Here is a 26,799-nt window from a genome sequence, read left to right as displayed (position 1 = left end):
CGGCCGGTCGTCGCCGACCGCGCGCCGAGGAGCGCGGCCGGTAGACGTCCCGCGCCCTAACTCCGTCCCTGCGACAGCCGGCGCTTCCGCGCCAGCGCGTCGAGGATCACCGCGCCGGCCAGGACGGCGCCGGTGACGATGAACTTCACCGAGGACTCGAACGCGAGCAGGTCCATGCCGTTGGAGATCGAGCCGATCACCAGCGCACCCAGCAGGGCGGCCCAGACCGAGCCGCGGCCGCCGAACAGCGAGACGCCGGCGATGACCGGGCCGGCGATCGCCAGCAGCAGCACGTCGCCGGTGCCCGAGGACTGGTTGACGGCCAGCAGGCGCGACGCGGCGAGCACGCCGCCGGCCGCCGCCAGGGTCGAGGCGAGGACGAAGACGATCGTCTTCACTCGCCGGGTCGGGATGCCCGCCCGCCGCGTGGCCTCCTCGTTGCCGCCCGCCGCCAGCACGTGCCGGCCGTAGCGGGTGCGGGTGACGACGGCGTCGATGATGATCACGAGGCCGATCAGGATGCACAGCGAGACGGGCACGCCGCGGTCCTGGTTGACCACGTAGACGGCGACGAGGATCGCGATCGCGATCGACGCCAGCCGGACGATCGCCCGGATCGCGGGCTCGAGCTCGAGCTCGGCGGCGGCGCGGCGGCGCCGGCCCGCGAGGGTCCCGCCGACGAGCATGACGATCGCGGCCACCGCCACCACCCACGACAACCACTCGGCCAGGAACGTGTTGGCGAGGTTCGTGATCGTCGGGTCGGTGATGTTGATCGTGCCCTGCTCGCCCAGGACCTTCAGCTGCACGCCCTGCCAGGTGAGGAGGCCGGCGAGCGTGATGACGAACGACGGGATGCCGAGCCAGGTGACGATCGAGCCCTGCAGCAGGCCGATCGCGGCGCCGACGAGCAGCGCCGCGACGATCGCCAGCCAGCCGTTCCAGCCGTGCTGGACCGACAGGACGCCGACGACGGCGCCGGACACGCCGGAGACCGCGCCGACGGAGAGGTCGATCTCGCCGAGCAGCAGGACGAGCACGACGCCGACGGAGATCGTGCCGGTGGCCGCGACCTGCAGGGTGAGGTTCGTCAGGTTTCCGGCCGTCAGGAAGCGGTCGTTGGCGATCGTGAAGACGATCCAGATCAGCGCCAGCACGATCAGCACGCGCAGGGACGCGGCCTCGCCGCCGCCGAAGATCGCCTTCAGGCCGGTCTGGGTGCCGTCGCGGGCCTCGAGCGAGACGGCCGAGGCCGTCGGGTCGTGCTGCTCCGCGGCGGGCGGGGTGGGGGTGGTGGTGCTCATGCGCTCGTCCCCGGGTCGGTGGTGGGCGCCGCCGGGGCCGGAGGGCTCGCCTGGGCGACGGCGGGGTGGTCCTCGGCGACGCCGGTGATCGCGGCGACCACCGCCTGCCGCTGGTCCGCGCGGGCGGCGTAGGAGCCGCCGTTGCGGCCGAGCCGCAGGACCTCGATGCGGTCGGCGACCTGGAAGACGTCCGCGAGGTTGTGCGAGATCAGGATCACGCCGAGCCCGCGTTCCTTGAGGCGCGCGACGAGCGCGAGCACCTGCTCGGTCTGCGCCACGCCGAGCGCGGCGGTCGGCTCGTCGAGGATCACCATCTTCGGATCGCCGGTCATCGCGCGGGCGATCGCGACCGTCTGGCGCTGGCCGCCGGAGAGCATCCCGACCTCCGCCCGCACCGAGCGCAGCGTGCGCACGGCGAGCGAGTCGAGCAGGCTGCGCGCCTCGCGCTCCATCGCGATCTCGTCCATGAAGAGGCCGCGGCGGGTCTCGCGCCCGAGGTGCAGGTTCGCGACGACGTCGAGGTTGTCGCACAGCGCGAGGTCCTGGTAGACCACCGCGATCCCGAGGTGCGTGGCGTCCCCGGGGGCGCCGATCTTCACGTTGTGGCCGCTCCACTCGATCGTGCCCTCGTCCGCGGGCGAGACCCCGGAGATGGCCTTGATCAGGGTGGACTTGCCCGCGCCGTTGTCGCCCACGAGGGCGACGACCTCGCCGGCGTGGACGTCGAGGTCCACGTCGGCGAGGGCCTGGACGGCACCGAACCGCTTCGTCACGCCACGCAGGCGCAGCAGCGGTCCGGCGCCGGCCGACGCCACGGGGGCGCCGGTCTGCGTCTGCGTGGCCATGGCTCAGCGGGTCCCGGTGAGGCCGGCTGCCGCGCAGGCCTTGGCGTACTTGCCCGTGCAGAGCTGGGCGGCGGTGTACGTGCCGTCGGCGACGACCGTGTCCTTGATGTTGTCCTTGGTCACGGCGACCGGGTCCAGCAGGACGGACGGCACGTCGACCGAGCCGTTGTTCGTCTTGCCGTTGATCAGGCCGGCCGGGGCGGGCTTGCCGGTGGCCAGCGCGTACGCGAGCTTCGCGGCGGCCTCGGTCTCGGGCTTCGGGGCCTTGTAGACCGTCATGTACTGCTCGCCCGCGAGGATGCGCTGCACGCCCGCCAGCTCGGCGTCCTGGCCGGTGACCGGGACCTTCGTCGGGTCGATGCCCCCGCCCTTCATGGCCGCGATCGCGCCGCCGGCGGTGCCGTCGTTGGCGGCGTAGACGCCGTCGATGCCGCCCTTGCCGATGGCCGTGATGGCCTGCTCCATCTCCGTCTGGGCCTTGTCCGGCGACCAGTCGGGCGTGTCGTACTCCTTGGCGATCTTCACGCCGGAGGCGTCGAGGACGGAGTGCGCGCCCTTCTTGAACATGGCGGCGTTGGAGTCCGTCGGCGCGCCGTTGATCATCACGATCGACTTGCCGGCGGGGGTGCCGAGCGCCTTGACGAGGTTCTCGCCCTGGAGCTTGCCGACCTTCAGGTTGTCGAACGAGATGTAGTAGTCGACCGGCGCCTTGCTGATCAGGCGGTCGTACGAGATCACGGGGATCTTCGACTGCTTCGCGCGGGTCACCATCGCCCCGGCGGACTCGGCGTCGACCGGGTCCAGGACGAGGACGTCGGCGCCGTTGGTGATGGCGGACTCGGCCTGGCTCTGCTGCTTCGAGGCGTCTTGGTCGGCGTTGGAGTAGATCACCTTGCAGTCGGCGCAGAGCGCCTTGAGGGCCTTCTCGAAGCCCGGCTTGTCCTGTGCCTCGTAGCGGGCCGTCTTCGACTCCGGCAGGAGCAGCGCGATGGTCTTCCCGCCACCGCCGCCGCTGCTGGATCCCGTCGTCGATCCGGAGTCCGATCCGGAGTCGTCGCTGCCGCATGCGGCCAGTCCGAGCGCGACCGGCAGCAGGGTGCCGACGGTCAGCGCGGTACGGAGCGTCGTCTTGGAACTCATGAGGTCTCTCCTCCTCAGGGGGCTGTCGAGATGGTGGGTGGGAAGTTCAGGGGCGCGCGGCCGTCGAGCGAGCGGGCGGCGAGCCGCAGCGCGCCGACGACCTGGCCCTGGTGGCCGAGCTGGGCGGGGGCCAGGCGGACCTCCGCGCCGGCACCCGGCAGGCGGTGGCGCGAGAGCTCCTCGCGCAGGCCGGCGAGCACCGGCTCCGAGGCGAACGCCGGGTCGCCGCCGAGGACGATCACGGCCGGGTCCAGCAGGTGGCAGGCGGTGGACAGCACGCGGCCGAGGCTGCGGCCCGCGTCGGTGAGCAGTCGCGTGACGCGCGGGTCCCCGCCGGTCAGCGCGCGCAGCAGGTCGTCGCCGGGGAGGTCCTGGCCGGTGGTCTGCAGCAGCTGGCGGCGGACCGCGGGGGCGGAGGCGATCGTCTCGAGGCAGCCGCGCCCACCGCAGCGGCAGGGCACGCCGTTGGGGACGACGGCGACGTGGCCGATCTCGCCGGCGATGCCGTTGCTCCCGCGGATCAGGCGGCCCCCGCTGATCAGGCCCGCGCCGATCCCGGAGGAGACCTTCACGTAGATCACGTCGTCCACGCCCCGCGCGGCGCCCGCGGCCTGCTCGCCGAGCGCGCCGAGGTTCGCGTCGTTGTCGACGGTCACCGGCATGCCGAGGGCCTCTTCCAGCGCGGCCGTGAGCGTGGTGCCGGACCAGCTCGGCAACAGGGACGTGGACCCGATGCGGCCCGAGGCCCGGTCGACGGGGGCCGGCACGCCGGCGCCGCAGGCCAGGAGCTCGGCGTGGTCGACCCCGGCCTCCTCGGCGACGATCTCGGCCAGCCGGCGGGCGACGCCCATCGCGTCGGGCATGCCGCGGTCGACGTCGGCGCGGGCGCTGCGGGCGCCCAGCACGTGGCCGGCGAGGTCCGACACCGCGACCCGGACGTGCTCGTGCCCGAAGTCCACGCCGAGCACCGCGCCGGCGCGGCGGGTCAGGCGGACGACCTCCGGACGGCGGCCCGCGCGGCGGCCGGCGGGATCGCTCGCGGCGACGGTCACGAGGCCGTCCCGTTCGAGGTCGCGGACCAGCGCGGAGACCGTGGCGCGGGAGAGGCCCGTGTGGACGGCGAGGTCCGCCCGGGTGACCTCGCCGTCGGCCCGCAGCGCGTCGACGATCCGCTGCGTCGAGCTTCGATGAAGACGATGTGTGCGTTTGGTCACCATGAAGCGGCCTCACCAAACACCCGCACCCGGGCCACGTCAAGGGCTTCCGTCGAGATCCGGCGAATTCCGGCCGTTTACAGCGGTTCGAACTGTCGGAACTCGACGGAAACGGCGTGAACCCCGGGCCGGGAGCGGTGGGCACGGCCAGCGGGTGGCCGGTCCCGCCCACCCCGTACGATCCGCGGATGGCCGACCTCCGCGTCCTCCGGGTGCCGTACTCGACCAACGTGGAGCGGATCGCGCTGGCCGCCGGGCACAAGGGCCTGACGGTCGAGTGGATCGACGTCGATCCCGACGACCGGCGCGTGGTGCGCGAGGCGAGCGGTCAGGACCTCGTGCCGGTCCTGCTGGCCGACGACGACACGGTCGTCACCGACTCACCGCGCATCCTGGCGTGGATCGAGTCGCGGTTCCCGGCGCCGTCTCTATGGCCTTCGGACCCGGGCGACGCGGCCCTGGCGGACGTCTTCTGCCACCGCTTCAACGAGGTCTGGAAGGGCCCGCCCAACCGGCTCGCGGCGCTGCTCGGGCCCGTCGGCTTCGAGACCTCGCGCCTCAGCCGCACGGAGGCCCGCGCGGTCGACGACGACACCGAGCGCCTCCGGACGTGGCTCGGGCGCTTCGAGGAGCGCCTCGACGGGGTCGACCACCTGGGCGGCGCCGCGTTCGGCATCTGCGACGTCACGGCCTACCCGTTCCTGCGCTTCGGGGTCGACGCGCCGACGCCCGGCGACGACGACCCGTTCCACCGGGTCCTGCACGAGCGCGGCGCGTTCGACGCGGAGTCCCACCCGCGGCTCACCGCCTGGGTGGCCCGGGTCCGGGAGCGGCCGCGGGCCTGACCGGCGGCGCCGGGGGCCAGAGCGGGCCGGAGCCGCTACTCGGCCGCGGGCGTGCTGCCGGCCGGGGCGGGCGGAGCCGAGAGCGCCGCCGCGACCGCGTCGGTCAGGCGCCGGTGCAGCGCGCGGTTCTCGGTCCGGTCGGTCCGGACGTGCAGCACCGAGAGGCCGCGGTGCGCGGCCGCGGCGCGCAGCGCGGGCACGAGCCCGCCGCGGGTCCCGACCTCGTGCAGGGTGCCGCCGGCCGCCGCGACGATCGCGGGGACGTCGAGGCCCGTCGGCGTCATCACGAGCCGCTCGACGTCCGGCCCGATCGACGCACCGACCGGGAGGAAGTGGAAGATGCCGCCGCCGTCGTTGTCGACGAGGACGACGGTCAGGTCGGCCCCGGCCCGGCCGGCGGCCAGCAGCGAGCCGACGTCGTGCTGGAGCGCGACGTCGCCGAGCATCACGAGGACGTCGCCGTCCCCGGGGACGCGGCCGAGCGTCAAGCCCCAGGCCGTGGCGACGGTCCCGTCGATGCCGTTCGCGCCGCGGTTGGAGAGGACACGGACGGCGTCGCGCGGCGCCATGAACGCCTCGACGTCGCGCACCGGCATCGACGCCGCGACGAGCAGGGTGGCGGCCGGGGGCAGCAGCGATGTGAGCTCTCGCGCGAGCCACGGCTCCGTCGGCGCGTCGTCGTCGGTCGCGTCGTCCAGCACCGACGCCTGCGCGGCGGCGACGCGGCCGTCGGCCTCCGTCCAGTCGGCGAGCCAGGCGGGGTCCCGCGGCGCGTGCGCCAGCCGGGGCGCGAGCTGCTCGAGCACCGCCAGCGGCGCGGCGACGACGACGTCCGAGAGGACGCCGTCGGGGTCCTGCCACGCGCCGTCGGCGGAGACGTGGACCTGGGGGACGTCGGCGGGCAGGCCGGCCAGCCAGGCGCGCAGCGGCTTGCTCGTGGGCAGGTCCCCGACCCGCACGACGAGCTCCGGCGCGCCGGGGGCGGCGCCCGCGGCGAGCAGGCCGTCGTAGTGGGCGACCGCCGCGCGGCCGCGACGGGCGCCGGACAGGGGGTCGGCGAGCAGCGGGACGGCGAGCAGCTCGCACAACGCCGAGAGCGCGGGCCCGAGCTGCGGCTCCTCCTCGTGGCGGCCGGCGACGAAGACCGCCCGCGGCCGCGTGGCCAGCAGGGACCCGAGGAGCCGGACGGCGTCGTCGTCGGGACGCCCGCCCGCGCCGGTGCGCGTCACCCACGCCCGCCCGCCGTCGCGTGGCGCGACCAGGGCGTCGGCCGGGGCGACGCCGGGATCGGACGCGCCGTCGGGGGCCACGAGGGGCTCGCGCAGCGGCAGGTTGAGGTGGACCGCACCGGCGCCCGTGGAGCCGCCACCGGCCGCGGCGTGCAGCGCCCGGGCGGCGAGGGTCCGGGCGTAGCGCACGGTGGCCGCGTCGGCGGTGTCGACGGCGACCTCGTGCTGCCAGCGCAGGACGGAGCGGAACGGCCCGAGCTGGTCGATCGTCTGGCCGGCGCCGACGTCGCGCAGCTCGGCGGGCCGGTCGGCGGTCAGGAGCACCAGGGGGAGGCGCGCGTGGTGCGCCTCGACCACCGCGGGCAGGTACTGCGCGACGGCGCTGCCCGAGGTGCAGCAGAGGATCACCGGCCGGCCGGAGGCTTTGGCGATGCCCAGTGCGACGAAGCCGGCGGTGCGCTCGTCGACCACGGCGTGGGTCCGCAGGCCGGGGTTCGCGGCGAGCGCGAGCAGCAGCGGCGTGTTGCGCGACCCGGGGGAGGTGACGGCGTCGGTGACGCCGGAACGCACGAGCTCGTCGACGAGGACGGCGACCAGCGCGCGGCTCCCGTGGCCGTCTCGGAGCGGGGGGTGGGTCGCGGTCACCCACAGAGGGTGCCAGAGCGCGCGCCGGCGCGCGGCTCTGCGAGCCTTCGCCCCGATGAGCCCCCGCACGGTCCTGGCCCTCCACGGCTTCGGCGGGTCCGGCGCGTCGTGGGACGACGTCGCGGCGGAGGCCGGCGCGCGGCTGCGGATCACGGCGCCGGACCTGCGCGGGCACGGCGCGGCGGCGGCCCGGCGGCCGGTCGACCTGGCGGGCGTGCTGGCCGACCTGGGCCCGCTGCTGCGCGAGCTGGCGTCGTCGTCGGGCGGCCCGGTGACGCTCGCCGGCTACTCGCAGGGCGGCAGGATCGCGCTGCACCTGGCGCTGGCGGAGCCGGCGCTGGTGGACCGGCTGGTGCTCGTGTCGTCGACCTCGGGGATCGAGGACGAGGCGGAGCGGGAGCGTCGGCGTGCGTCCGACGAGGAGCAGGCGGGGCGCCTCGAGCGCGAAGGGCTCGAGGCGTTCGCCGATCGGTGGGCCGCGCTGCCCCTGTGGGACGGCGACCCGCCGGCCGCGCGGGCCGCGCAGCGCGACGCGCTGGCGGCCGGTGACGCGGCCGGGCTGGCGGCCGCGCTACGCGGTCTGGGTGCGGGCACGGTACCCGCGGTGGGGGCGCGCCTGCCGGCGCTTGCGGTCCCGCTGACGGTCGTCGTCGGTGCCCGTGATGCGCGTTACCGTGCGATCGGGGCGGGCCTCCTGCGCCTTGCGGCGGAGCCGGCGGGCCAGGTCGTTGTTGCCGACGCCGGCCATGGCCTGTTGCGCGAGGCGCCGTCCGCGGTGGCTGCGGCGCTGTGCGCGCCCTGAGACCTCGGTCTGCTGGGTCATGAATGGGTCCTTCGTTGGGGGATGCCGGATCCAGTACCCAGAAGTTCGTCAGCCGTCACGGCGTCGACGAGCCCGTGCGCGTGCAGGCCGCGAGCGGCCTGCCAGCGGGCGACGGCGGCACCGGTCCGCGCGTCGTAGGACCCCGTCGCGTCCTTCGCTGCGAGGAACCCCTCGGAGACGAGACGCTGCTGCACGCGATCCGCCGCGGCGGCGGGAGCGGGCGACAGCCCGATCCCCGTCGCCGACAGCGCCACGACGCCCGCCACCGCGATGGGGGCGGCGGCGGCCCGGACGCGCACGGAGGCGCGGCGGGCGGGGCGATGGGCGGGCGGGTTCGCGTGGCTGGATGACACCGATGGACTCCTGGGGAATCGATCTGTGCCTATCCTGCCGCGACCACCTCAAGGGCACTTATGCGTCCGCCCCGGTGGCCGTGAAATCTTCTGCGCCCGGACGCAGATGTGTGAACCCGGAGAGCCCGGATCCGCCGTCGGGAGGCGGATCCGGTCAGGCGATCCCGCGGGCCTCGCGGCCGGCCTGGCGCAGCCGCTTGGCGATCTCCATGTCGGCGATCTGCGGCTCCTTGCCGTCGACGCCGGGACCCTCGAAGATGACCGGCATCCCGGCGAAGCGCGGCTCGCTGAGCAGCGCGGCGATGCCGTCCTCGCCGATCTCGCCGGTGCCCAGCGGCGCGTGGCGGTCGCGGTTGGAGCCCAGCGGGGTCTGCGAGTCGTTGACGTGCATGCAGCGCAGGCGGTCCAGGCCGAACGCGCTGTCGGCGTCGGCGAGGACGGCGTCCAGCGCGTCGATCGAGCGGACGTCGTAGCCGGACGCCAGCAGGTGGCAGGAGTCCAGGCAGAAGCCGATGCGCTCGTGACCGCCGGAGACGTCGAGGAGCGTCTTCAACTCCTCGAACGAGCGGCCGAGCGTGCCGCCGGTCCCGGCGGTGTCCTCCAGCAGCAGCGGGCAGTCCTCGGACTCCGCCAGCGCCTCCTTGAAGACGTCGCCACAGCGCTCGAGCGCCTCGCCGACGTGGCCGTCCTTCGCCGAGCCGGGGTGCAGCACGACGCCGACGGCCCCGATCTGCGCGCCGACGCGCAGCGAGTGCGTGATCGCCGTGAGCGACTTCTCGCGCAGCTCCGGGTCCGGCGTCCCCGCGTTGGAGAGGTAGAGCGCGTGGATGACGACGGACTGGATCGGCGACACCGCCAGCGCCTCGCGGAACTCGGCGATCGACTCGTCGCTGTGGTTCGTCGGCGCCCAGCGGCGGGGGCTCTGGGTGAAGATCTGGATGCTCTCGCAGCCGCGCTCGACGCCGCGCTCGACGGCCTTCGGCAGCCCGCCGGCGGGGGAGACGTGGAGTCCGAGGAGGGGGAGGGCGGCGGAGTCGGTCATCGCGCGGCGACGATAGCGGCGCGATCGGGTCGGCCGCCCTCTGCGGGTGCCGCGAGCCTCGTCGACCGCCGGACGCCGTCCCCAGCGCGCGACGCTCACGGCGGGGCCCGCACCCCTTCCCGCTCAGACCAGGCCCGGCGTGCGCGGCACGCTGATCGTGCCGTCGCGCGGGGTCAGGCGGCCGGCGAGGTCGCCGAGGCTCTCGTCGCCGATGCCGACGGCGTCGAGCGCGGCGGGTTCGAAGAGCGTCAGCGTCGCGAGGCCGGACGCGTCGCGCAGGCGCAGGGCGGCCGCGGCGTGGACGGCGCCGGCGACGGCGAGCGGGCCGTCCCAGGCCGACGCGAGGATGACGTCCGCGCGGGTCGAGCGCGCGAGCGTCGCGCGGGCCAGCAGCCCGCCGATGCCGCCGGAGCGGCTGATCTTCAGGACGACCGCGTCGGCGGCCCCCGATGCGATCGCGCCGGGCACGTCGGCGGTCTCGTCCATGGCGACGCGGACGGGCAGGCGGTCGCGGACGGTCCGGATCTGCTCGATCCCGTGGACGGGCTCCTCGACGAGCTCGACGCCGTACGGGGACAGCGTCGCGATCGCCGCGATCGCCTCGTTGACCGACCAGGCGCCGTTGGCGTCCAGGCGCAGCGCGACGTCCGGGCCGATCGCCTCGCGGACCGCGCGGACACGCTCCTCGTCGTCGGGCAGGCCGACCTTCAGCTTCACGGTCTCGAAGCCGGCGTCGGCGCATTCGCGGGCCAGCTCGCCGGCGTCCTCGGGGTCGTGGCCGCCGATCGTCGCGTTCACGGGCACCCAGCGGTACGGGTCCTCGGTGAGCATCGACGCGACGGACCGGCCCTCGCGGCGCGAGGCGCGGTCCCACAGCGCCAGGTCGACGGCGGCGAGCGCGTGCGGCACGTCGGTGACCGCGCGGCAGAGCTCGAGCGCCTCGGCGCCTGACGCGACGGGCGTCTGGCGCAGCGCGGTGCGGCAGGCCTCCAGCGCGGCGCGGCAGTCGGCCAGCGGCATGCCGTCGTAGGGCTCCAGCGGTGACGCCTCGCCGTAGCCGACCATGCCGTCGTCGTCCTCGAGGGCGACGAGCAGCAGCCGCCGCTCCGTCATCACACCCCACGCCGCCCGCATCGGCTGCGCGAGCCGGAGCGCGACCTCCTCGATGCGCAGATCCACGCCGGTCAGCGTATTCGGACGGCGCCTCGGCGGTCGTCCGGGGGCGGGGCGATACGCCGTCCCCCGCCCCGCCGGGCGGCCCTCAGGACAGCAGGATGCCCACGGACAGCAGCACGCAGAAGACGAGCTCGAGCTGGCCCGTGCCGGCGAGCGCGCCGTTGAGCGTCGGCCCGTCGGTGTGCGTCGCGACGGTGCGCGCCAGCCGGACGGAGAGCGGGACGCCGAGTAGCGCCACGAGGACCCACAGCGTGAGCTCGGAGTCGACCGCGCCGATCACGGCGGTGATGACGTACGCGGCGACGTGCATCAGCGCGTAGAGCTGCCGGGTGCGCTCGCGGCCGAGCCGGACGGCGAGCGTGTTCTTGTTCGCGCGGCGGTCGGTGTCGATGTCGCGGACGTTGTTGACGACCAGCACCGCGGCGGCCATCAGGCCGACGGGGACGGCGAGCGCCAGGGCGGTGCCGTCGAACTCCTCCGTCAGCGCGAAGTGCGTGCCGGTGACGGCGACGAGCCCGAAGAAGAGGAAGACGAAGAGCTCGCCGAGCCCCGCGTAGCCGTAGGGCCGCGGGCCACCCGTGTAGAGCAGGCCGGCGACGATCGACGCGGCGCCGATCGCGAGGATGATCCAGCCTGCGACGGCGATCAGGTAGACGCCGCAGAGCACCGCGACACCGAAGGTCAGGTAGGTCGCCAGCAGCACCTGGCGCGGCGGCACGAGGTCGCCCGCGGTGACCCGCAGTGGCCCGAGGCGGTCGTCGGAGTCCGCCCCGCGCCGCGCGTCGGAGTAGTCGTTGGCGAGGTTCGCGCCGACCTGGATGAACAGCGCCCCGAGGAGCGCCGCGATGAACGGCCCGAGCCGGAACGCGTCCTGGTTGATCGCCAGCGCCGTGCCGACGAGGACGGGCGCGAGGCCGACGGGCAGCGTCTTCGGCCGCGCGGCGAGGATCCAGATGCGGACCGGGCTCGGTCGCGGGGCGGGCGGCTGGGAGCCGTCGCCTCCGGCGTAGTCGGCGTGCGTGCTCATGCGGGGCTCGTGACGGTCGGACGTGCGGGTGAGGGGCGCCGGTCGGTGCGCCTAGGCGCGCCGGGGGAACTGGGCGAAGTCGGGCTTGCGCTTCTGCTTGTACGCGTCGCGGCCCTCCTGCGCCTCCTCGGAGCCGTAGAAGAGGAGGTTCGTGTCGTGCGCGAGCTGCTGCAGCCCCGCGTACCCGTCCTCGTGCGCGTTGAAGCTCGCCTTCAGCAGGCGCAGCGCGAACGGCGAGTTCTGGAGCATCTCGTCGCACCAGGCGACGGTCTCCTCCTCGAGTCGCTCGAGCGGGACGACGGTGTTGACGAGGCCCATGTCGAGCGCCTCCTTCGCCGAGTACTGCCGGCAGAGGAACCAGATCTCCTTGGCCTTCTTCGGGCCGACGAGGTCGGACAGGACGCTGGCGCCGAAGCCGCCGTCGAACGAGCCGACCTTCGGGCCGGTCTGGCCGAAGCGCGCGTTGTCGGCCGCGATGGTCAGGTCGCAGCAGAGGTGCAGGACATGGCCGCCGCCGATCGCGTAGCCGGCGACCATCGCGACGACCGGCTTGGGCAGCCGGCGCATCTGGATCTGCAGGTCGGTGACGTGGAAGCGGCCCACGGACGAGCCGGAGGGCTGCCGGTCCGGGTTGTCGGGATCCGTCAGGTAGCCGGAGTCGCCGCGGACCTGCTGGTCGCCGCCGGAGCAGAACGCGAGCGGGCCCTCGCCGGTCAGGACGATCACGCCGACGGAGCTGTCCTCGCGGGCGAGGTCCAGCGCGTGGGAGACCTCGATCAGCGTCTGCGGCCGGAACGCGTTGCGGACCTGCGGCCGGTCGATCGTGATCTTCGCGATCCCGCCGTGGTCCGACGGGTTGTCGCCGTCGCCCGAGGAGACCTCGTAGCGGATGTCGGTGTAGTCGCTGCCCGCGGGGGCGTTCCAGGTGACGGTCACGGTGCTCCTCGGTTCTCCGTACGGCCGCCGGGAAGGCTAGTGCGGCGGGGAGGCCGAGCGCCGGGTGCCCGGCCGGGGCGGTCCTCCGTCGGTACGCGCCGCACGGGCGGCGCGGACGCCCGCGGGGCCGTGCGCACGGCCCCACGGGCCCGCGGGGGAGGCACCGGGGGGCGACGGACGCGGGGCGCGTACGGCCGCACCGGGGCGCGGGGATAGCCTCGGGGCGTGTCCGCCGTCGAGTCCTGGCTCCTGCGCTCCGCCCGCCGACGGCCCGACCACGAGGCGCTCCAGGGGCTGACGTACGCCGCGCTGCGCGCCGAGGTCGACGCGACCGCGGCCCGGCTCTGGTCGGCCGGTGCGCGTCCCGGCGAGGAGGCGGGCCTGCAGCTGCCGCCCGGCCGGCCGTTCGTCGTCGCGCTCCACGCCCTGCTGCGGATCGGCGCGATCGCGGTGCCGCTCGACCCGCGCCTGGTCGGCGCCGAGCGGGACCGGCGGCTGGCCCGGGCCCGCGTCCTGGTCGACGCCGCCGGGTGGGACGCCCTGCCGTCGCCGTCGGCCGACGCGGTCCTGCGCGGCGAGCACGACCTCGACGCGACGGCGATCGTCGTCCACACCAGCGGGACGAGCGGCCCGGCGAAGCCGATCCCGCTGACCTACGGCAACTGGCTGTGGAGCGCCCTGGGCTCGGCCGCGACCCTCGACTGCCCGCCCGGCGAGCGCTGGCTCTGCGCCCTGCCGCTCAACCACGTCGGTGGCCTCAGCGTGCTCCTGCGCAGCGCGATCGCGGGGACGACGGCGGTCGTCCACGAGGGCTGGGACACCGAGCGGGTCCTCGCGTCACTGAGCGGCCGGCTCCCCGAGGAGGGCCCGCCGCCGACGGTCGTCTCGGTCGTGCCCACGACGTTGCGGCGGCTGCTCGACGCCGGCCTCCGGCGGTCCGACGGGATGGCGCTGCGGTGGGTGCTGCTCGGCGGGGCGTCGATCCCCGCCGGGATGCTCGAGGAGGCGGCCGACGCCGGGATCCCCGTCGCGCCGACGTACGGGATGAGCGAGGCGACGAGCCAGATCGCGACGCTCGGGGCGCCGCTGTTCTGTACCGAGGTGCGGATCGCGGGGGTGGACGCATCGGACGGTGGCGGGTCGGGGGACGGGGGCGGATCCGAGGACGGGGGCGGAGTGGAGGGCGGAGACACGACGGGGGACGGGGACAGATCGGAGGACGGAGACGCGACGGACGCCCCGGTCGCGACACCGCGCGCGGCGTCGGCCGTCGGCCCGGCGGGGGCCGGCGGTGTGCCGCGGACCGGGCACGAACCGCATCGGGCGACAGCTCCCGCCGGTGCCTACGCCGACCCCGGCGTGGTGGGCGAGGTCCTCGTCTCCGGTCCCACCGTCAGCCGCGCCGTCCTCGGCGAAGACGGATGGCTGCACACCGGGGACCTCGGGGTGCTCGACGCGCACGGCCACCTGACGATCGTCGGTCGGACCTCCGACACGATCATCACCGGCGGCGAGAACGTCCTGCCGCTGGAGGTCGAGCGCGTGCTCGAGGCGGATCCGGCCGTGGCCGAGGCCGCGGCCTTCGGCCGGCCCGACCCCGAGTGGGGCGAGCGCGTGTGCGCACGCGTCGTCCCGGCGGCCGGCGCGACGATCGACGTCGACGCGCTGCGGGCGGCCGCGGCGGCCGCGCTGCTGCGCCACCAGCTGCCGCGGGAGATCGAGGTCGTGACCGAGCTGCCCCGCACCCCGTCGGGCAAGCTCCTGCGGCGCGAGCTCTCCTGACGTCGCCCGCTCCCGGCGGGACGCCGCGGCCTGCGACGATGGGACGGTGAGCGCCGCCCCGGATCCGACCCCGACCCCCGACGACCTGCGGGCGACCGCGCGCGACCGCTGGGAGCGCTCGGCGTCGGTGTGGGAGGACCGCCGCGACTGGTTCCAGGCGGCCGCCGCCCCGGTCTCGCACGCGATGATCGAGCTGCTGAACCCGCAGCCGGGCCACGTCGTCCTCGAGGCCGCGGCCGGCCTCGGCGACACCGGCCTGCTCGCCGCGGAGCTCGTCCACCCGGGCGGCAAGGTGATCCTCAGCGACGGCGCCGAGGCGATGGTCGAGGCCGCCAAGCGGCACGCCGCCGAGCGAGGGATCGTCAACGTCGAGGTCACCCCGATGGAGCTCGAGTGGCTCGACATGGGGGCCGCGTCGGTCGACGGCATCCTCGTCCGCTTCGGCTACATGCTCGTCCCGGACCCCGAGACGGCGCTGCGCGACGCCCGCCGCGTCCTGCGCCCCGGCGGCCGGATCTCGTTCGCCGTCTGGGACCGCGTCGAGGACAACCCGTGGCTCGGGCTCGGCACCACGATCCTCGCCGACCGCGGCCTGACCGAGCCGTGGTCCCCCGACAGCGTCGAGCCCGGCCCGTTCTCGCTGTCCTCCCGCGGGCAGCTCGACGAGCTGCTGGGCAGCACGGGCTTCGTGCTGCCGGAGATCGTCCGGGTCGACATCGCCTTCCGGTCCCCGAGCGCGCAGGCGGCGCGCGAGAACTTCCTCGCGTTCTCCGACCGCGCGACGACCGCGCTCGCCGGGGTCCCCGAGGCCGACCGCGCCGCGATCCACGCCGAGATCGAGGCGGCGTTCTCGGCCTTCCCCGACCCGGACGGTCCCGAGGGCGCGATCGCGCTCCCCGGCGCGGTGCTCGTCGCCGCCGCCGACGCCTGAGCATCGATCCGCTGATCCTCGGCTCGTCGCCGCCGAGTGCTGCGGCGCGGGCCGGACCGGCACGTCACCCGGCGCCGGCGGTTCGTCGACCGCCGGCCGCTCCTCGCGGTCGGGTCGTCGCGCGCGGTATCCGGGACACCCGACAGGGATGCCGTACGGACGATCGTCACAGGGGCGGGCCCGGCCGGACCGCGCCGGACCGCAGGCCCGGCGTAGTATCCGCCCTCATGTTTTACGACGACGACGCAGACCTGACGCTGCTCGACGGCAAGACCGTCGCCATCATCGGGTTCGGCTCCCAGGGCCACGCCCACGCGCAGAACCTCAAGGACTCCGGGGTCTCCGTCGTCGTAGGCCTTCGCGAGGGCAGCTCCTCGATCAAGAAGGCCCAGGACGCCGGCCTCGAGGTGCTCTCGATCGAGGACGCCGCCCAGAAGGGCGACATCGTCATGATCCTGACGCCCGACGAGCTGCACCGCGACGTCTGGGAGAACCACGTCGCCCAGGGCATCTCGTCCGGCAACCTCGTCCTCTTCGGCCACGGCTTCTCGGTCCTCTACGGCGAGGTCACCCCGCCGGAGGACGTCGACGTCGCGCTCGCCGCCCCGAAGGGCCCGGGCCACCTCGTCCGCCGCCAGTACCTCGAGGGCTCCGGCGTCCCCGGCCTCATCGCCATCAACCAGGACGCCACGGGCAACGCCCACGCCCTGACCCTGGCGTACGCCAAGGGCATCGGCTGCACCCGCGGCGGCGTCATCGAGACGACGTTCAAGGACGAGACCGAGACCGACCTGTTCGGCGAGCAGGCCGTCCTCTGCGGCGGCGCCTCGGCGCTCGTGCAGACCGGCTTCGAGGTCCTCACCGAGGCCGGCTACTCGCCCGAGATGGCCTACTTCGAGGTCCTCCACGAGCTCAAGCTCATCGTCGACCTGATGTACGAGAAGGGGCTGGCCGGCATGCGCTACTCCATCTCCAACACGGCCGAGTACGGCGACCTGACCCGTGGCCCGCGCGTCGTCAACGCGGACACGAAGAAGGAGATGCAGAAGATCCTGGGCGAGATCCAGGACGGCACCTTCGCCCGCGAGTTCATCGCCGAGCACCGCGCCGGCAACGAGAACTTCAACCGGCTCCGCGAGGAGCAGGCCGCGCTGCAGATCGAGAAGACCGGCAAGGAGCTCCGCTCCAAGATGGACTGGATCGACGACACCGGATTTGCTCAAGGCTGAGCAGCCGCTGGACCCGATGAGCGGCACCGCCCCCGGGCCCATCGAGGCGCGCGGGCCGCTCGTCGGGTGGGTCTGCGGCTACGGGTCGCTCGCGCGCCTCGTGGCTCCGATGCGGTTCTCGGGTCTCGAGGTGGACCCGGTCTGGGGTCTCCTGCGGGGTCACGTCCGCGACTGGGGCGTGGCGATGGCCAACCGCGCCCCGGAGTCGGACCCCAAGCACTACGTCCGGTCCGACACGGGACGGAGGTTCGCGGGGTTCGTCGCGTTCCTCGACGTCGTCCCGACCACCGGCGGCGATCCGGTGCGTCCCGTCGGCGCCCTCGCCGTCCCGGTCGACGCGCGGCGGCTCGCCGCCCTCGACGCCCGGGAGGTCAACTACGAGCGCCACGACGTCACGGCGGAGTTCACGACCGTCCACGGCGCCGCGCTCGGGCCGCGCGTGTGGGCCTTCCGCGGCACCGCCGGCGCGCGGGAGCGGGCTCGGATCGGTGCGGCGGACGGGACGCTCGTGATCGGAGCGTCCTACGCCCGCGACGTCGAGGCGGCGTTCGCCGGCCGCCCCGCGGCCGTGCCGTCCTTCGCCGCGACGACGCAGCCCTTCGCCGGCCCCGAGGTCGACCTCCAGGTCGTGGCCGACCCGTCGCTCCTCGGGTACTGAGCGGCGGTCGGACCCGCGGCGCGCCCCTCCTGAGGCACCGCCGGCCCGCAGCGCGACGCACCCGCGCTCGCCGGGCGGTCTCTCCGGGCCCCGACCGGACCGGAGAACCGGCCCTACGGGACGATCTTGCCCGGGTTGAGGTTGTGGCCCGGGTCGACGCCGTGCAGCAGCGCACGGATCATCTCGACGCCGGGGGCCGACAGGTCCTGCTCCAACCACGGCGCGTGCTCGGTGCCGACCGCGTGGTGGTGGGAGAGCGTCGCGCCGTGGTCGACGAAGGACTGCTGGATCGCGACCTTCACGACGTCGTACTCCTCGAGCATCGGGCGCGTACCCGACGGGCGCATCGCGAACGTGAAGTAGAGGCAGGCGCCGGCGTGGTACGAGTGCGAGAGGTGGCACATCACGTAGCCCTGGGTGCCGAGCTCGTCGAACGCGGCCTGCGCCGCGGCGACGGTGTGCTCGTAGAGCGGCGCCAGCGCGCTCCACGGCGCCGCGGTCTCCGACACGTCGGCGACCGAGCCGCGGTCCAGGAGGAAGTCCCGGATGTACGGGGTGTCGAACTTCTTCGCGTCGTAGAGCGCGCCCGGGCTCGCGCCGATCGACAGCCCGCCGTGGCGCTTGACGATCGCCGCGACCCGCTTCTGCTGCTCCTTGACGTGGCCCTCGCTGCCCTCGTAGCCGACGAACGAGAGGCACATCTTCGACGGGTCGATGCCCTTGTAGCCGAGGAACCGCTGCATCGCGGCCGACGTCGCCTTGTCGATCAGGCTCTGCTTCTTGCGGGTCGCGAACGAGAACTGCGTCTCGCGCGCGTCGGAGACCCGGGTGACCGACGGGAACACCTCGGCCTCCGAGAGCTCGCGCATCGTCGTGAGGGAGCGGGACCAGTCCGGCAGGAGGTAGGCGAGGATCTCGCGCTTCTCGGGGATCCGGTGCACGTGGATCGTCGCCTCGGTGATGACACCCAGGCGGCCCTCGCTGCCCAGCACCATCTCCCGGACCGATGGCCCGGTCGCGGTCGACGGCACGGGGCGGGTGGCCAGGACACCGGTCGGGGTGACCATCCGGACGGCGCGGGTGAGGTCGGCGATGTCGCCGTACTTGTCGGACTGCATCCCGGACGAGCGGGTCGCGATCCAGCCGCCGAGCGTCGAGTGCGCGAACGAGTCCGGGAAGTGCCCGGCGGTCCAGCCGCGCGCGTTCAGCTGCTCCTCGAGGGCAGGCCCGTAGATGCCGGCCTCGACGCGCGCCAGGCGCGAGACGTCGTCGACCTCGAGGACGCGGTCCAGGCGGCGCAGGTCGACCGAGACGACGGGGCGGGTCTCGTCGGCCGGGGCCTCGAGGGAGCCCGAGATGTTCGTCCCGCCCCCGAACGGGATCAGCACGGCGTCGGCGTCGAGGATCGCGCGGACGACGCGGGAGACCTCGTCCTCGTCGGCGGGTTCCACGACGATGTCGGGCACGCGGCCGATGTCGGCCTGACGCGTCTTGATCAGGTCGCGGATCGACTTGCCGCGGGCGTGCACGATCCGCTCGAGGTCGTCGTCGGCGAGGTGCTCGGCACCGACGACCTCCAGGAGCGCGGCGCGCAGCTCGGGGGCGTCGACGGGTGGCGGGACGTCGAGGTCGGAGAACGCCGGGGGCCCACCGTCGGGCGGCGTCGCCGCGACGTCGATGCCCAGCGCCCCCTGGATGAACCCGCGCAACGCGGGCTTGTCCTCGTGCGTGAAGGCGACGTCCTCGCGCCCCCAGCCCCACCACTTCATCCGCTCCATCCGGCTCCCTCTCGCCACCCTGTCGGGTGGTCAGCTTCGCACGTGTGAAACCGCACGGCCCTCCCGGTGTTCGGTGAGCCGGATGGTGAAGCAGGGGCGGGTCGCCCAGACGAGGAGCTGCGCGGAGCTCGACGAGCGCTGGGCGAGGAGCGCCCCGGCGCGGGCGGCGCGTGCCCTGATCCTCGGAGGCTTCTTCGAGCCGGTCCTCGCCTGGTACACGGCGCGTACGGTGCACGGCACGGAGGCGCTTCGCGCGATCGACGGTCCGGTCGTCCTGGTCGCCAACCACGCGAGCCACATCGACACGCCGCTGATCCTGCGCGCGCTGCCCGGCGCGCGTCGGCGCCGGACCGCCGTGGCCGCCGCCGCCGACTACTTCTACGCCGACCGGCGCTCCGCGTCGCTCGTCTCCCTGGCCTTCAACACCGTCCCCGTGCGCCGCGCGGGCGGCGGCACCGACGACCTCGCGCACGTGCACGAGCTGCTCGCCGGTGGCTGGTCGCTCCTCATGTACCCCGAGGGCACGCGGACGGGCGGCGGACCGGGGCCGGACCAGGGCCGCATGCGGACCGGCGCGGCGGTGCTCGCGGCGCAGCACGGCCTGCCGGTGGTCCCCGTCCACCTCAGCGGGACGAAGACCGCCATGCCGCCCGGCCAGGTGTGGCCCCGCCGGCGGATCGGCCAGGACCGGCATCCGGTGCGGATCGCGTTCGGCGCCCCGATCCGCCCGGGGGACGCCGACGACCGGCACGACACGATCGAGCGGGTCCAGGCGTTCTTCGCCACGCAGGACGCGACGCTCGCCCCCGGGGCCCCGGTCCCGGCCCCCGAGCCCGTCTGCGCGCGCTGAGCCCCCGGCGCGGGCTCGTGCGACCCGGTCGCCCACGTCGTCGCCCGGACCGCCACCGCTCAGCTCGCAGCGTCGGCCAGCGCCTGCAGCGCGTCCGCCAGCGCGGCCCGAGCGCCCTCGTCGACGACCACGCCGTCGACGATGTCCGCGCGCCCGACCGGGATCGCCCGGCACGCCGCGTCGACGACCGTCGCGCCGGTGTACGAGAGCACGACCCGCAGCTCCTCGTGGGCCCCCGCCGCACCGCCGGGGCGACCGGACGCGTTCGCCCACGCGAACGGCTTCCCGCTGGTCTCGGTGCCGCCGACCGTCCAGTCGAGGAGGTTCTTGAACGAGCCCGGGAGCGCCCCCGCGTACTCGGGGGTGCAGACGAGGACCGCGTCCGCGTCGGCGATCGCCGCACGCATCGCGGCGACCGCCGGGGGTGGCGGGTCGACGTCGTCGTCCGGGTCGAAGTGGGGGAGCGCGGTCAGGTCGGTCCAGAGCCGGCAGGTCACGCCCGGGCCCGCGACCTGCACCGCGGCGCGGAGCAGCGCCGTGTTCGTCGACCCCGCCCGCGTGCTGCCGCTGAGCAGCAGGATCCGGTGCGGGCTCACAGGTCGTAGAGCGCGCCGTACTTGTCGTTCAGGTAGCGCAGCAGCGGGGCGGGGTCCAGGCCGCCGCCAGTGACGTCCTGCAGGATCTCGTCGCCGGTGCGGGTGCGGCCGTACTGGTGGACGTGCTCGCGCAGCCACTCGCGCAGGGTCGCCAGATCGCCGTCCGCGATGCGGGTCTCGAGGTCCGGGATCGCGACGTGCGCGGCCTCCCACAGCTGCGCGGCGATCATCGTGCCCAGCGCGTAGGTCGGGAAGTAGCCGAAGACGCCGTGGGCCCAGTGGACGTCCTGCAGGACGCCGTCGGCGTCGGACGGCACGTCGACGCCGAGGTACTCCTGCATGCGGGCGTTCCAGGCGGCGGGCAGGTCGGCGACCTGCAGCTCGCCCTCGAACAGCGCGACCTCGAGCTCGAAGCGCAGGAGCACGTGGAGGCAGTACGTGGCCTCGTCCGCGTCGACGCGGATCAGCGACGGGCGCACGGCGTTGATCCGCCGCAGGACGTCGTCGACCTCGAGGCCCTCCAGGGGCACGGGGAAGAGCTCCTTCGCGCGCGGGAGCCAGCGCGACCACTGCGCGCGGGAGCGGCCGACCATGTTCTCCCACAGCCGGCTCTGCGACTCGTGGACGCCGAGCGACGTGCCGGTGCCGACGGTCGTGCGGTCCCAGCGCGCGTCGATGCCGGCCTCGTAGAGCCCGTGGCCCGTCTCGTGCAGCACGCCGAAGAGCCCGATCGCGAGCGCCGACTCGTCCTCCTTCGTCGTGATCCGGACGTCCTGCCGGCCCATGTTCGCCATGAACGGGTGGGCTGCCTCGTCGATCCGCCATGCGTCGTCGTCGTAGCCCATCGTGCGGGCGATCTCCAGCGCGAGCGTGCGCTGGTCGCCGACCGGGAACGGCCCGACGAGGTCGCCCGGGTCGGGCTTCGCGGCGATCGCGGCGATCAGCGGGACGAGGCCCTCGCGCAGCTCCGAGAACGCGGCCCGGACGGCGCTCGTGGTGGCGCCCGGCTCGAACCGCTGCATCAGCGCGTCGTACGGGTGCTCGACCTCGGGGAAGCAGGCGGCGTACTGCCGGCAGAGCGCGACGTGCCGCTCGAGCAGCGGCGCGAACGCGGAGAAGTCCGACGCGGCGCGCGCGGCCTCCCACACGCCCTGCGCCTCGGCGGCGACCTCCGCCATCTCGCCGACCAGGGTCCCGGGGACGCGGGCCGCGCGCTCGTGGTCCTCCCGCACGGCGCGGACCAGGCCGGCGTCCTCGCCCGCGGCCGCTGCGGCGTCGAGCAGCCCGGCCAGCGCCGGGTCGGCGGTCCGGTCGTGGGCCAGCCGCTCGAGCGTGCCTCCGGCCTGGCCGCGCGACTGCGCGCCGCGCGGCGGCATGTGGGTCTGCTGGTCCCAGCCGAGGAGCATCGCGGCGTGGTGGAGGTCCGCGGTCTCCGCCAGGTGCGTGCGGAGGGCGGCGATGGCGGCGTCGGTCACGCGTCCATCCTGTCGCGCGGGCCGGACGAGCGCCACCCGTCCGCGCCGACCCGTGACCGCCCCGTGAATCCGGATCCGTCGCACGGAGGGTGTCGGCGGTCCTCTTGTAGACTCGGCCGCGCCGTCGCGACTGGCGTTGCACCAGGTGGAACTGACCACCGGGGAGCGATGGCGTATATCGCCGCGCGCCTGGGCACCGACGTTCTTCCCACATCGAGGAGCAGCATGACCGGACCCAGCAGCACGACCATCGAGATCCCCGACGACCTGAAGCCGGTCGACGGCCGCTTCGGCTGCGGGCCCTCGAAGGTCCGTCCCGAGCAGCTCTCGGCGCTCGCCGCCGCGCGCACCGCGGGCGGCGGGCAGATCATCGGGACCTCGCACCGGCAGGCGCCCGTCAAGGACACCGTCGCCCGCGTGCGCACCGGTCTGTCGCAGCTCTTCCAGCTGCCCGAGGGCTACGAGGTCCTGCTGTCCAACGGCGGCACGACGGCCTTCTGGGACGCCGCGACGTTCGGCCTGATCGACCAGCGCGCCGCCAACGTCGTCAACGGCGAGTTCTCGTCCAAGTTCGCCAAGGCGAGCAAGGACGCGCCGTTCCTGCAGGACCCGCTCGTGATCGACGCCGAGCCCGGCACGACCGCGAGCCCCGAGGCCATCGACGCCGCCCTCGCCGGCCAGGAGTTCGACGTCGTCGGCTGGGCGCACAACGAGACCTCGACCGGCGTCCAGACCCCGGTGATCCGCCCGCAGAACGCCGGCGACGCGCTCGTGATGATCGACGCGACCTCCGGCGCCGGCGGCCTGCCCGTCGACGTCGCGCAGTCCGACGTCTACTACTTCGCGCCCCAGAAGTGCTTCGCCTCCGACGGCGGCATCTGGTTCGGCCTGTTCTCGCCCAAGGCGATCGAGCGCGTCGAGCGGATCGCGAAGTCGGACCGCTGGGTCCCGGCGTTCTTCGACCTCGGCACCGTGCTCGACAACTCGCGCAAGGAGCAGACGTACAACACGCCCGCCCTCGCGACGCTGATCCTGATGGCCGAGCAGATCGACTGGTTCAACGAGCACGGCGGCCTCGACTGGGCCGCCGGCCGCAGCGCCGCGTCGTCCGGCCACCTGTACTCGTGGGCCGAGGCGTCGAGCTTCGCCACCCCGTACGTCGTCGAGCCCGCGCACCGCTCGGCCGTCGTCGCGACGATCGACTTCGACGACGCGGTCGACGCGTCGGCCGTCGCCAAGACGCTGCGCCAGAACGGCATCGTGGACGTCGAGCCCTACCGCAAGCTGGGCCGCAACCAGCTGCGCGTCGCCACCTTCCCGGCGATCGAGACGTCCGACGTCGAGCGCCTGACCCAGGCCATCGACTTCGTCGTCGAGCGCCAGACCGCCTGACCGCCAGAGATCGAGGAGCAGAAGAGATGAGCACCACCCCCAAGGTCTTGGTCAAGGAGAAGGTCGGCCCGTCCGGCATCGAGGCCCTGCGCGACGCGGGCTTCGAGGTCGACCTCGGCATCGACTGGGACGACGAGACGTTCCTGCAGAAGCTCCCCGAGTACGACGGCGTCCTGATCCGCTCGGCGACGACGTTCACGCCCGAGCTGATCGAGCGGGCGACCAACCTCAAGGTCATCGGCCGCGCCGGCGTCGGCGTCGACAACGTCGACATCCCCGCCGCGACGAAGCGCGGGATCATCGTCGTCAACGCGCCGCAGTCCAACGTCGTCACCGCCGCGGAGCACACCGTCGCGCTGATGATGTCCCTGGCCCGCAACATCCCGCGCGCGAACGCGGGCATGCACGCCGGCAAGTGGGAGCGCTCCAAGCTCTCCGGCGTCGAGCTGTACGGCAAGACGCTCGGCATCATCGGCTTCGGCCGGATCGGCCAGCTCGTCGCCGAGCGCGCCAAGGGCCTCGCGATGAACGTCATCGCGTACGACCCGTACGTGTCGGCCGAGCGGTACAAGGAGCTCGGCGTCGAGAAGGCCGAGGACTCCGACGCGATCTACGCCGTCGCGGACTTCATCACGATCCACTTGCCCAAGACGCCGGAGACCACCGGCTGGCTCGGCACCGAGGCGTTCAAGAAGACCAAGCAGGGCGTGCGCGTCCTGAACGTCGCGCGCGGCGGCCTGATCGACGAGGCGGCCCTCAAGGTCGCCCTCGACGACGGTCGCGTCGGCGGCGCGGCGCTCGACGTGTTCGCGTCCGAGCCCGAGACGGACCACATCCTCCGCGGCTACGACAACGTCATCCTCACGCCGCACCTCGGCGCGTCGACGGCCGAGGCCAACGACCGCGCCGGCTTCCAGGCCGCGGAGCAGATCGTCGCCGCGCTGGCCGGCGGCACGGTCACCACCGCGGTCAACGCGCCGGCGGTCGGCAAGGAGGACCTCGAGGTCCTCGCGCCGTTCGTCCCGCTCGCGATCAGCCTCGGCCGCATCGCGGTCGAGCTCGCCGGCGGCTCGTCCGTCGAGCGCATCGAGGTCGAGGCGCTCGGCCGGATCGGCGAGCGCGACGTGCGCCCGCTGTCCCTCGCCGTCCTGCGCGGCGTGCTCGCGGGCCGCACCGAGGAGCCCGTCAACGACGTCAACGCGCCGGGCATCGCCAAGGAGCGCGGCATCGAGATCTCCGAGACGACGCGCACCCAGGCACGCGACTTCACGGACCTCGTGCGCGTGACCGTCGTCTCCGGCGGCGAGCGCCACCGCGTCGTCGGCACGACGCTCGGCCGCCAGGATCGCCCGTACCTGCTCGAGGCCTGGGGCCAGCGCTTCAACCTCCAGCTCGACGGCAACCTGACGATCCTGCGCTACACGGACCAGCCCGGCATGGTCGGCCGGATCGGCCAGTTCCTGGGCGAGAAGGACGTCAACATCGAGCAGGCCGCGGTCGGCTACCACCAGGACGCCGAGGGCACCCGCGGCGGCCACGCGGTGATGCTGATCACGACCGACCAGCCGGTGTGGGCCGAGACCCTGAAGCAGATCCTCGCGCTCGACGGCGTCGCCGACGGCCGCAGCGTCTCCCTGTAACGACCCGTCCCGGGGGCACGCACCCCGGAACGACGAGACGGCGCCCCGCGGGGCGCCGTCGGTCGTTCCGGGGGAGCTCGCGCTCAGACGGTCGTGACGACCTCGTCGTGCTCGAGGCGGGGGAGGCGGTCGAACCACGCCTCCGGCCCCGGGTGGCCGATGTTGACGACCAGCAGCGAGCGCTGGGTGTCGGGCAGGAACTCCGCGTCGACGGCGGCCTTGTCGAAGCCCGCCATCGGTCCGGCGGCCAGGCCGGCCGCGCGGACGCCGAGCAGGAAGTAGCCGGCCTGCAGCGCGCCGTTGAAGCGGGCCATGCCCTCGGCCTGCTCAGGCGCACCCTCGAACGACGCGCCGCCTCCCTGCTTGTAGGGCAGCAGGCGGTCCCAGTGGTCGAAGAAGCGGACGTCGGTGGCGAGGATCGCGGTGACGGGCGCCGCGTCGGTCTTGGCGCGGTTGCCCTCGCTCAAGAGCGGCAGCAGGCGCTCCTTGGCCTCCGGCGAGCGGACGATCACCACGCGCAGCGGCTGCGTGTTGGCCGCGGACGGCGCCCACTTGACGAGGTCGTAGATCGCGCGGATCTGGTCGTCGCTCACGGGCTCGTCCGTGAACGTGTTGGCGGTGCGCGCCTCGCGGAAGAGGAGGCTCTGGGCGTCGGGGGAGAGCTCGAGGAGCTCCGACGGGGTCGCGGTGGAGGACATGCGGACACCGTAGCGCATAAACGGACTATGGTCCGATTGCTGGCGCGTGGGCGCTCGGGCGTCGCTCCGCCCGTCGTGCCCGGCCGCAAGTCATCTTCGCGCACGCGTGAGCACCCCCGTGTTCGGCGTCGCTCCGCCGGCGATCCTCCCCCGGACCGAGGTCGTTCCGGTCCGGAATCGCGGGAAGCCGCGGCGGGTCGGCCTGTCCGTACGCCGCCAGGCGCCGGCCGACCCGGGCACCGCGGTCGTCGATCAGGCGCGTTTGCGGCGAGTTCGTTGCATCCATGCATCCGATCCCCGACCGGCGTCGTTCCCATCCACGAGAACCCCGGGAGCCGCGCAGCGGTGACCGACCACCCCGATCTTCAGGAGTCACCTGTGTCGCAGCAGTTCAACCTCGACAAGTTCGACGTCAACGGCGACGTCCGTGAGGCCGCCGAGTCCGCCGGCGTCGATCGCAGCACGTTCCTCCGCAACGGTGCCATCGCCGGCGCCGGTGCCGTCGGTGTCGGCATCTTCGGCCTCCCGACCCTCGCCCAGGCGAAGATCTCGACGAAGCCGTCCGCCAAGAACGACGGCAAGATCCTGCAGTACGCCCTGACGCTGGAGTACCTGGAGGCCGCGTTCTACGCCGCCGCCGTGGACCAGGACAACTTCAAGACGCCCGAGCTCAAGCAGTTCGCCCAGGTCGTCGCGAAGCACGAGGCCCAGCACGTCAAGGACCTCAAGGCCGCGCTGGGCAAGGCCGCCGTCAAGCCGCCGTCGCTCGACCCGACCGCCGTCGCGGCGATCATCGCCCCGGACGCGTTCGGCCCGACGGCCGCGCTCCTCGAGGACACGGGTGTCTCGGCCTACGCCGGCCAGGGCCCGAACCTCAAGCAGCGCGCCGTCATCAAGATCGCGCTCTCGATCCACTCGGTCGAGGCCCGTCACGCGGCCTGGATCCACACGCTGCTCGGTGGCGGCGCCGTCGGCGCGCCCGTCGCGGACTACCCCGCCCCGCGCGCGTACGACAAGGCCAAGTCGCAGGCCCAGATCCTCAAGGCCGTCACGGGCCTCAAGGGTGGCGGCAAGACCCTGGTGACGAAGGTCGACACCTCGAAGTTCTAGGAGACCCGGCCGGCCGCGTCTTGTAGCCGACGTCGACCCAGACCTCGTCTGGATCGATGCGGACGACTCGTCCGGTGATCA

Annotated in this window: 24 protein-coding genes and 1 riboswitch; of the genes, 10 read left to right on the top strand and 14 right to left on the bottom strand. The window is 74.1% G+C overall.

The window, feature by feature from the left end; all coding sequences use genetic code 11:
• Positions 1-56: 56 nt before the first annotated feature.
• From AB0L40_RS04680 to AB0L40_RS04665, 4 genes are read right to left on the bottom strand one after another with little or no spacing between them, the layout of a single operon-like run.
• On the bottom strand, positions 57-1,304 hold the full coding sequence (locus tag AB0L40_RS04680) for a sugar ABC transporter permease (RefSeq protein WP_364349920.1): 1,248 nt from the start codon (positions 1,302-1,304) through the stop codon (positions 57-59).
• Positions 1,301-2,149, bottom strand: coding sequence for an ATP-binding cassette domain-containing protein (locus AB0L40_RS04675; protein WP_364349917.1), 849 nt, complete (start codon positions 2,147-2,149; stop codon positions 1,301-1,303). Before AB0L40_RS04675 ends, AB0L40_RS04680 begins: the two co-directional genes overlap by 4 nt.
• A 3-nt stretch (positions 2,150-2,152) precedes the next feature.
• Complete coding sequence (locus AB0L40_RS04670; protein WP_364349914.1) at positions 2,153-3,289, bottom strand: sugar ABC transporter substrate-binding protein; 1,137 nt, start codon at positions 3,287-3,289, stop codon at positions 2,153-2,155.
• Positions 3,290-3,303: 14 nt separating this feature from the next.
• A complete protein-coding gene (locus AB0L40_RS04665) occupies positions 3,304-4,506 on the bottom strand; it encodes an ROK family transcriptional regulator (RefSeq protein ID WP_364349911.1) in 1,203 nt (400 codons plus the stop codon).
• Positions 4,507-4,691: 185 nt separating this feature from the next.
• Here AB0L40_RS04665 and AB0L40_RS04660 point away from each other — a divergent pair, with 185 nt between their 5' ends.
• Positions 4,692-5,348 carry a glutathione S-transferase family protein gene (locus AB0L40_RS04660; RefSeq protein ID WP_364349908.1) on the top strand — a complete coding sequence of 219 codons (657 nt, stop codon included), beginning with the start codon at positions 4,692-4,694 and terminating at the stop codon, positions 5,346-5,348.
• 35 nt (positions 5,349-5,383) lie between these two features.
• On the opposite strand, the gene menD is transcribed toward AB0L40_RS04660, so the two are convergent.
• Positions 5,384-7,222 (bottom strand): 2-succinyl-5-enolpyruvyl-6-hydroxy-3-cyclohexene-1-carboxylic-acid synthase, encoded by a 1,839-nt coding sequence (menD, locus tag AB0L40_RS04655; protein ID WP_364349905.1) that lies wholly within the window; start codon positions 7,220-7,222, stop codon positions 5,384-5,386.
• Positions 7,223-7,277: 55 nt separating this feature from the next.
• Here menD and AB0L40_RS04650 point away from each other — a divergent pair, with 55 nt between their 5' ends.
• Positions 7,278-8,024, top strand: a complete 747-nt coding sequence (locus AB0L40_RS04650; RefSeq protein ID WP_364349902.1) for an alpha/beta fold hydrolase — start codon at positions 7,278-7,280, stop codon at positions 8,022-8,024.
• A 17-nt stretch (positions 8,025-8,041) separates the two neighbouring features.
• On the opposite strand, the gene AB0L40_RS04645 is transcribed toward AB0L40_RS04650, so the two are convergent.
• From AB0L40_RS04645 to menB, 5 genes are all read right to left on the bottom strand, one after another.
• Complete coding sequence (locus AB0L40_RS04645) at positions 8,042-8,398, bottom strand: peptidoglycan-binding domain-containing protein (RefSeq protein ID WP_364349899.1); 357 nt, start codon at positions 8,396-8,398, stop codon at positions 8,042-8,044.
• Between the two features lie 154 nt (positions 8,399-8,552).
• Positions 8,553-9,440 (bottom strand): deoxyribonuclease IV, encoded by an 888-nt coding sequence (locus AB0L40_RS04640; RefSeq protein WP_364349896.1) that lies wholly within the window; start codon positions 9,438-9,440, stop codon positions 8,553-8,555.
• A 123-nt stretch (positions 9,441-9,563) separates the two neighbouring features.
• Complete coding sequence (locus AB0L40_RS04635; protein WP_364349893.1) at positions 9,564-10,619, bottom strand: enolase C-terminal domain-like protein; 1,056 nt, start codon at positions 10,617-10,619, stop codon at positions 9,564-9,566.
• Positions 10,620-10,701: 82 nt separating this feature from the next.
• Positions 10,702-11,643 (bottom strand): 1,4-dihydroxy-2-naphthoate polyprenyltransferase, encoded by a 942-nt coding sequence (locus tag AB0L40_RS04630; RefSeq protein ID WP_364349890.1) that lies wholly within the window; start codon positions 11,641-11,643, stop codon positions 10,702-10,704.
• Between the two features lie 51 nt (positions 11,644-11,694).
• Positions 11,695-12,579, bottom strand: coding sequence for a 1,4-dihydroxy-2-naphthoyl-CoA synthase (menB, locus tag AB0L40_RS04625; RefSeq protein WP_364349887.1), 885 nt, complete (start codon positions 12,577-12,579; stop codon positions 11,695-11,697).
• Between the two features lie 225 nt (positions 12,580-12,804).
• Here menB and AB0L40_RS04620 point away from each other — a divergent pair, with 225 nt between their 5' ends.
• The 4 genes from AB0L40_RS04620 (at position 12,805) to AB0L40_RS04605 (ending at position 17,179) form a co-directional block, all read left to right on the top strand.
• Entirely contained in the window at positions 12,805-14,361 is a 1,557-nt protein-coding gene (locus AB0L40_RS04620) for an AMP-binding protein (RefSeq protein ID WP_364349884.1), read from the top strand.
• A gap of 46 nt (positions 14,362-14,407) precedes the next feature.
• Positions 14,408-15,292 (top strand): class I SAM-dependent methyltransferase, encoded by an 885-nt coding sequence (locus tag AB0L40_RS04615; RefSeq protein ID WP_364349881.1) that lies wholly within the window; start codon positions 14,408-14,410, stop codon positions 15,290-15,292.
• Positions 15,293-15,519: 227 nt separating this feature from the next.
• Positions 15,520-16,521: a ketol-acid reductoisomerase gene (gene ilvC, locus AB0L40_RS04610; protein ID WP_364349878.1), complete on the top strand. Its 1,002-nt coding sequence runs from the start codon at positions 15,520-15,522 to the stop codon at positions 16,519-16,521.
• 16 nt (positions 16,522-16,537) lie between these two features.
• Entirely contained in the window at positions 16,538-17,179 is a 642-nt protein-coding gene (locus AB0L40_RS04605) for a hypothetical protein (RefSeq protein WP_364349876.1), read from the top strand.
• Positions 17,180-17,292: 113 nt separating this feature from the next.
• Here AB0L40_RS04605 and AB0L40_RS04600 read toward each other — a convergent pair whose 3' ends face one another.
• Positions 17,293-18,957 (bottom strand): FAD-binding oxidoreductase, encoded by a 1,665-nt coding sequence (locus AB0L40_RS04600; protein WP_364349873.1) that lies wholly within the window; start codon positions 18,955-18,957, stop codon positions 17,293-17,295.
• 82 nt (positions 18,958-19,039) lie between these two features.
• Between AB0L40_RS04600 and AB0L40_RS04595 the strand changes: the two genes are divergently transcribed.
• Positions 19,040-19,807: a lysophospholipid acyltransferase family protein gene (locus AB0L40_RS04595; protein WP_364349870.1), complete on the top strand. Its 768-nt coding sequence runs from the start codon at positions 19,040-19,042 to the stop codon at positions 19,805-19,807.
• A gap of 59 nt (positions 19,808-19,866) precedes the next feature.
• On the opposite strand, the gene AB0L40_RS04590 is transcribed toward AB0L40_RS04595, so the two are convergent.
• The gene (locus AB0L40_RS04590) at positions 19,867-20,403 is read right to left on the bottom strand and encodes an NAD(P)H-dependent oxidoreductase (RefSeq protein ID WP_364349867.1); all 537 of its coding nucleotides are present in this window, start codon (positions 20,401-20,403) and stop codon (positions 19,867-19,869) included.
• Positions 20,400-21,878 carry a carboxypeptidase M32 gene (locus AB0L40_RS04585; protein WP_364349864.1) on the bottom strand — a complete coding sequence of 493 codons (1,479 nt, stop codon included), beginning with the start codon at positions 21,876-21,878 and terminating at the stop codon, positions 20,400-20,402. Before AB0L40_RS04585 ends, AB0L40_RS04590 begins: the two co-directional genes overlap by 4 nt.
• Positions 21,879-21,994: 116 nt before the next feature.
• A riboswitch (ZMP/ZTP riboswitch) is annotated at positions 21,995-22,080 on the top strand.
• 23 nt (positions 22,081-22,103) lie between these two features.
• Here AB0L40_RS04585 and serC point away from each other — a divergent pair.
• Both serC and serA read left to right on the top strand, forming a co-directional pair.
• Positions 22,104-23,270, top strand: coding sequence for a phosphoserine transaminase (serC, locus tag AB0L40_RS04580; protein WP_364349861.1), 1,167 nt, complete (start codon positions 22,104-22,106; stop codon positions 23,268-23,270).
• A 26-nt stretch (positions 23,271-23,296) separates the two neighbouring features.
• Positions 23,297-24,910: a phosphoglycerate dehydrogenase gene (gene serA, locus AB0L40_RS04575; protein WP_364349858.1), complete on the top strand. Its 1,614-nt coding sequence runs from the start codon at positions 23,297-23,299 to the stop codon at positions 24,908-24,910.
• Between the two features lie 83 nt (positions 24,911-24,993).
• Here the strand turns inward: serA and AB0L40_RS04570 are convergent, their stop codons facing one another.
• Complete coding sequence (locus AB0L40_RS04570; protein ID WP_364349855.1) at positions 24,994-25,608, bottom strand: malonic semialdehyde reductase; 615 nt, start codon at positions 25,606-25,608, stop codon at positions 24,994-24,996.
• A 378-nt stretch (positions 25,609-25,986) separates the two neighbouring features.
• On the opposite strand from AB0L40_RS04570, the gene AB0L40_RS04565 reads away from it, so the two are divergent.
• Positions 25,987-26,718 carry a ferritin-like domain-containing protein gene (locus AB0L40_RS04565; protein ID WP_364349852.1) on the top strand — a complete coding sequence of 244 codons (732 nt, stop codon included), beginning with the start codon at positions 25,987-25,989 and terminating at the stop codon, positions 26,716-26,718.
• The last annotated feature ends 81 nt before the right edge of the window (positions 26,719-26,799 follow it).

This window comes from Patulibacter sp. NPDC049589 (assembly GCF_040675535.1).
Classification (GTDB): Bacteria; Actinomycetota; Thermoleophilia; order Solirubrobacterales; family Solirubrobacteraceae; genus Patulibacter.
Note: the sequence above shows the minus strand (reverse complement) of the source record. Positions and strands in the feature narration are given on the sequence as shown.

What these genes read in the sequence shown, in the direction of transcription:
- AB0L40_RS04605 (WP_364349876.1), top strand. Translation starts at nt 16,538, where the DNA reads ATGAGCGGCACCGCCCCCGGGCCCATCGAGGCGCGCGGGCCGCTCGTC.
- AB0L40_RS04675 (WP_364349917.1), bottom strand. Translation starts at nt 2,149, where the DNA reads ATGGCCACGCAGACGCAGACCGGCGCCCCCGTGGCGTCGGCCGGCGCC.
- serA (WP_364349858.1), top strand. Translation starts at nt 23,297, where the DNA reads ATGAGCACCACCCCCAAGGTCTTGGTCAAGGAGAAGGTCGGCCCGTCC.
- AB0L40_RS04600 (WP_364349873.1), bottom strand. Translation starts at nt 18,957, where the DNA reads ATGGAGCGGATGAAGTGGTGGGGCTGGGGGCGCGAGGACGTCGCCTTC.
- serC (WP_364349861.1), top strand. Translation starts at nt 22,104, where the DNA reads ATGACCGGACCCAGCAGCACGACCATCGAGATCCCCGACGACCTGAAG.
- AB0L40_RS04660 (WP_364349908.1), top strand. Translation starts at nt 4,692, where the DNA reads ATGGCCGACCTCCGCGTCCTCCGGGTGCCGTACTCGACCAACGTGGAG.
- AB0L40_RS04670 (WP_364349914.1), bottom strand. Translation starts at nt 3,289, where the DNA reads ATGAGTTCCAAGACGACGCTCCGTACCGCGCTGACCGTCGGCACCCTG.
- AB0L40_RS04595 (WP_364349870.1), top strand. Translation starts at nt 19,040, where the DNA reads ATGGTGAAGCAGGGGCGGGTCGCCCAGACGAGGAGCTGCGCGGAGCTC.
- AB0L40_RS04650 (WP_364349902.1), top strand. Translation starts at nt 7,278, where the DNA reads ATGAGCCCCCGCACGGTCCTGGCCCTCCACGGCTTCGGCGGGTCCGGC.
- ilvC (WP_364349878.1), top strand. Translation starts at nt 15,520, where the DNA reads ATGTTTTACGACGACGACGCAGACCTGACGCTGCTCGACGGCAAGACC.
- AB0L40_RS04680 (WP_364349920.1), bottom strand. Translation starts at nt 1,304, where the DNA reads ATGAGCACCACCACCCCCACCCCGCCCGCCGCGGAGCAGCACGACCCG.
- AB0L40_RS04665 (WP_364349911.1), bottom strand. Translation starts at nt 4,506, where the DNA reads ATGGTGACCAAACGCACACATCGTCTTCATCGAAGCTCGACGCAGCGG.
- AB0L40_RS04570 (WP_364349855.1), bottom strand. Translation starts at nt 25,608, where the DNA reads ATGTCCTCCACCGCGACCCCGTCGGAGCTCCTCGAGCTCTCCCCCGAC.
- AB0L40_RS04640 (WP_364349896.1), bottom strand. Translation starts at nt 9,440, where the DNA reads ATGACCGACTCCGCCGCCCTCCCCCTCCTCGGACTCCACGTCTCCCCC.
- AB0L40_RS04630 (WP_364349890.1), bottom strand. Translation starts at nt 11,643, where the DNA reads ATGAGCACGCACGCCGACTACGCCGGAGGCGACGGCTCCCAGCCGCCC.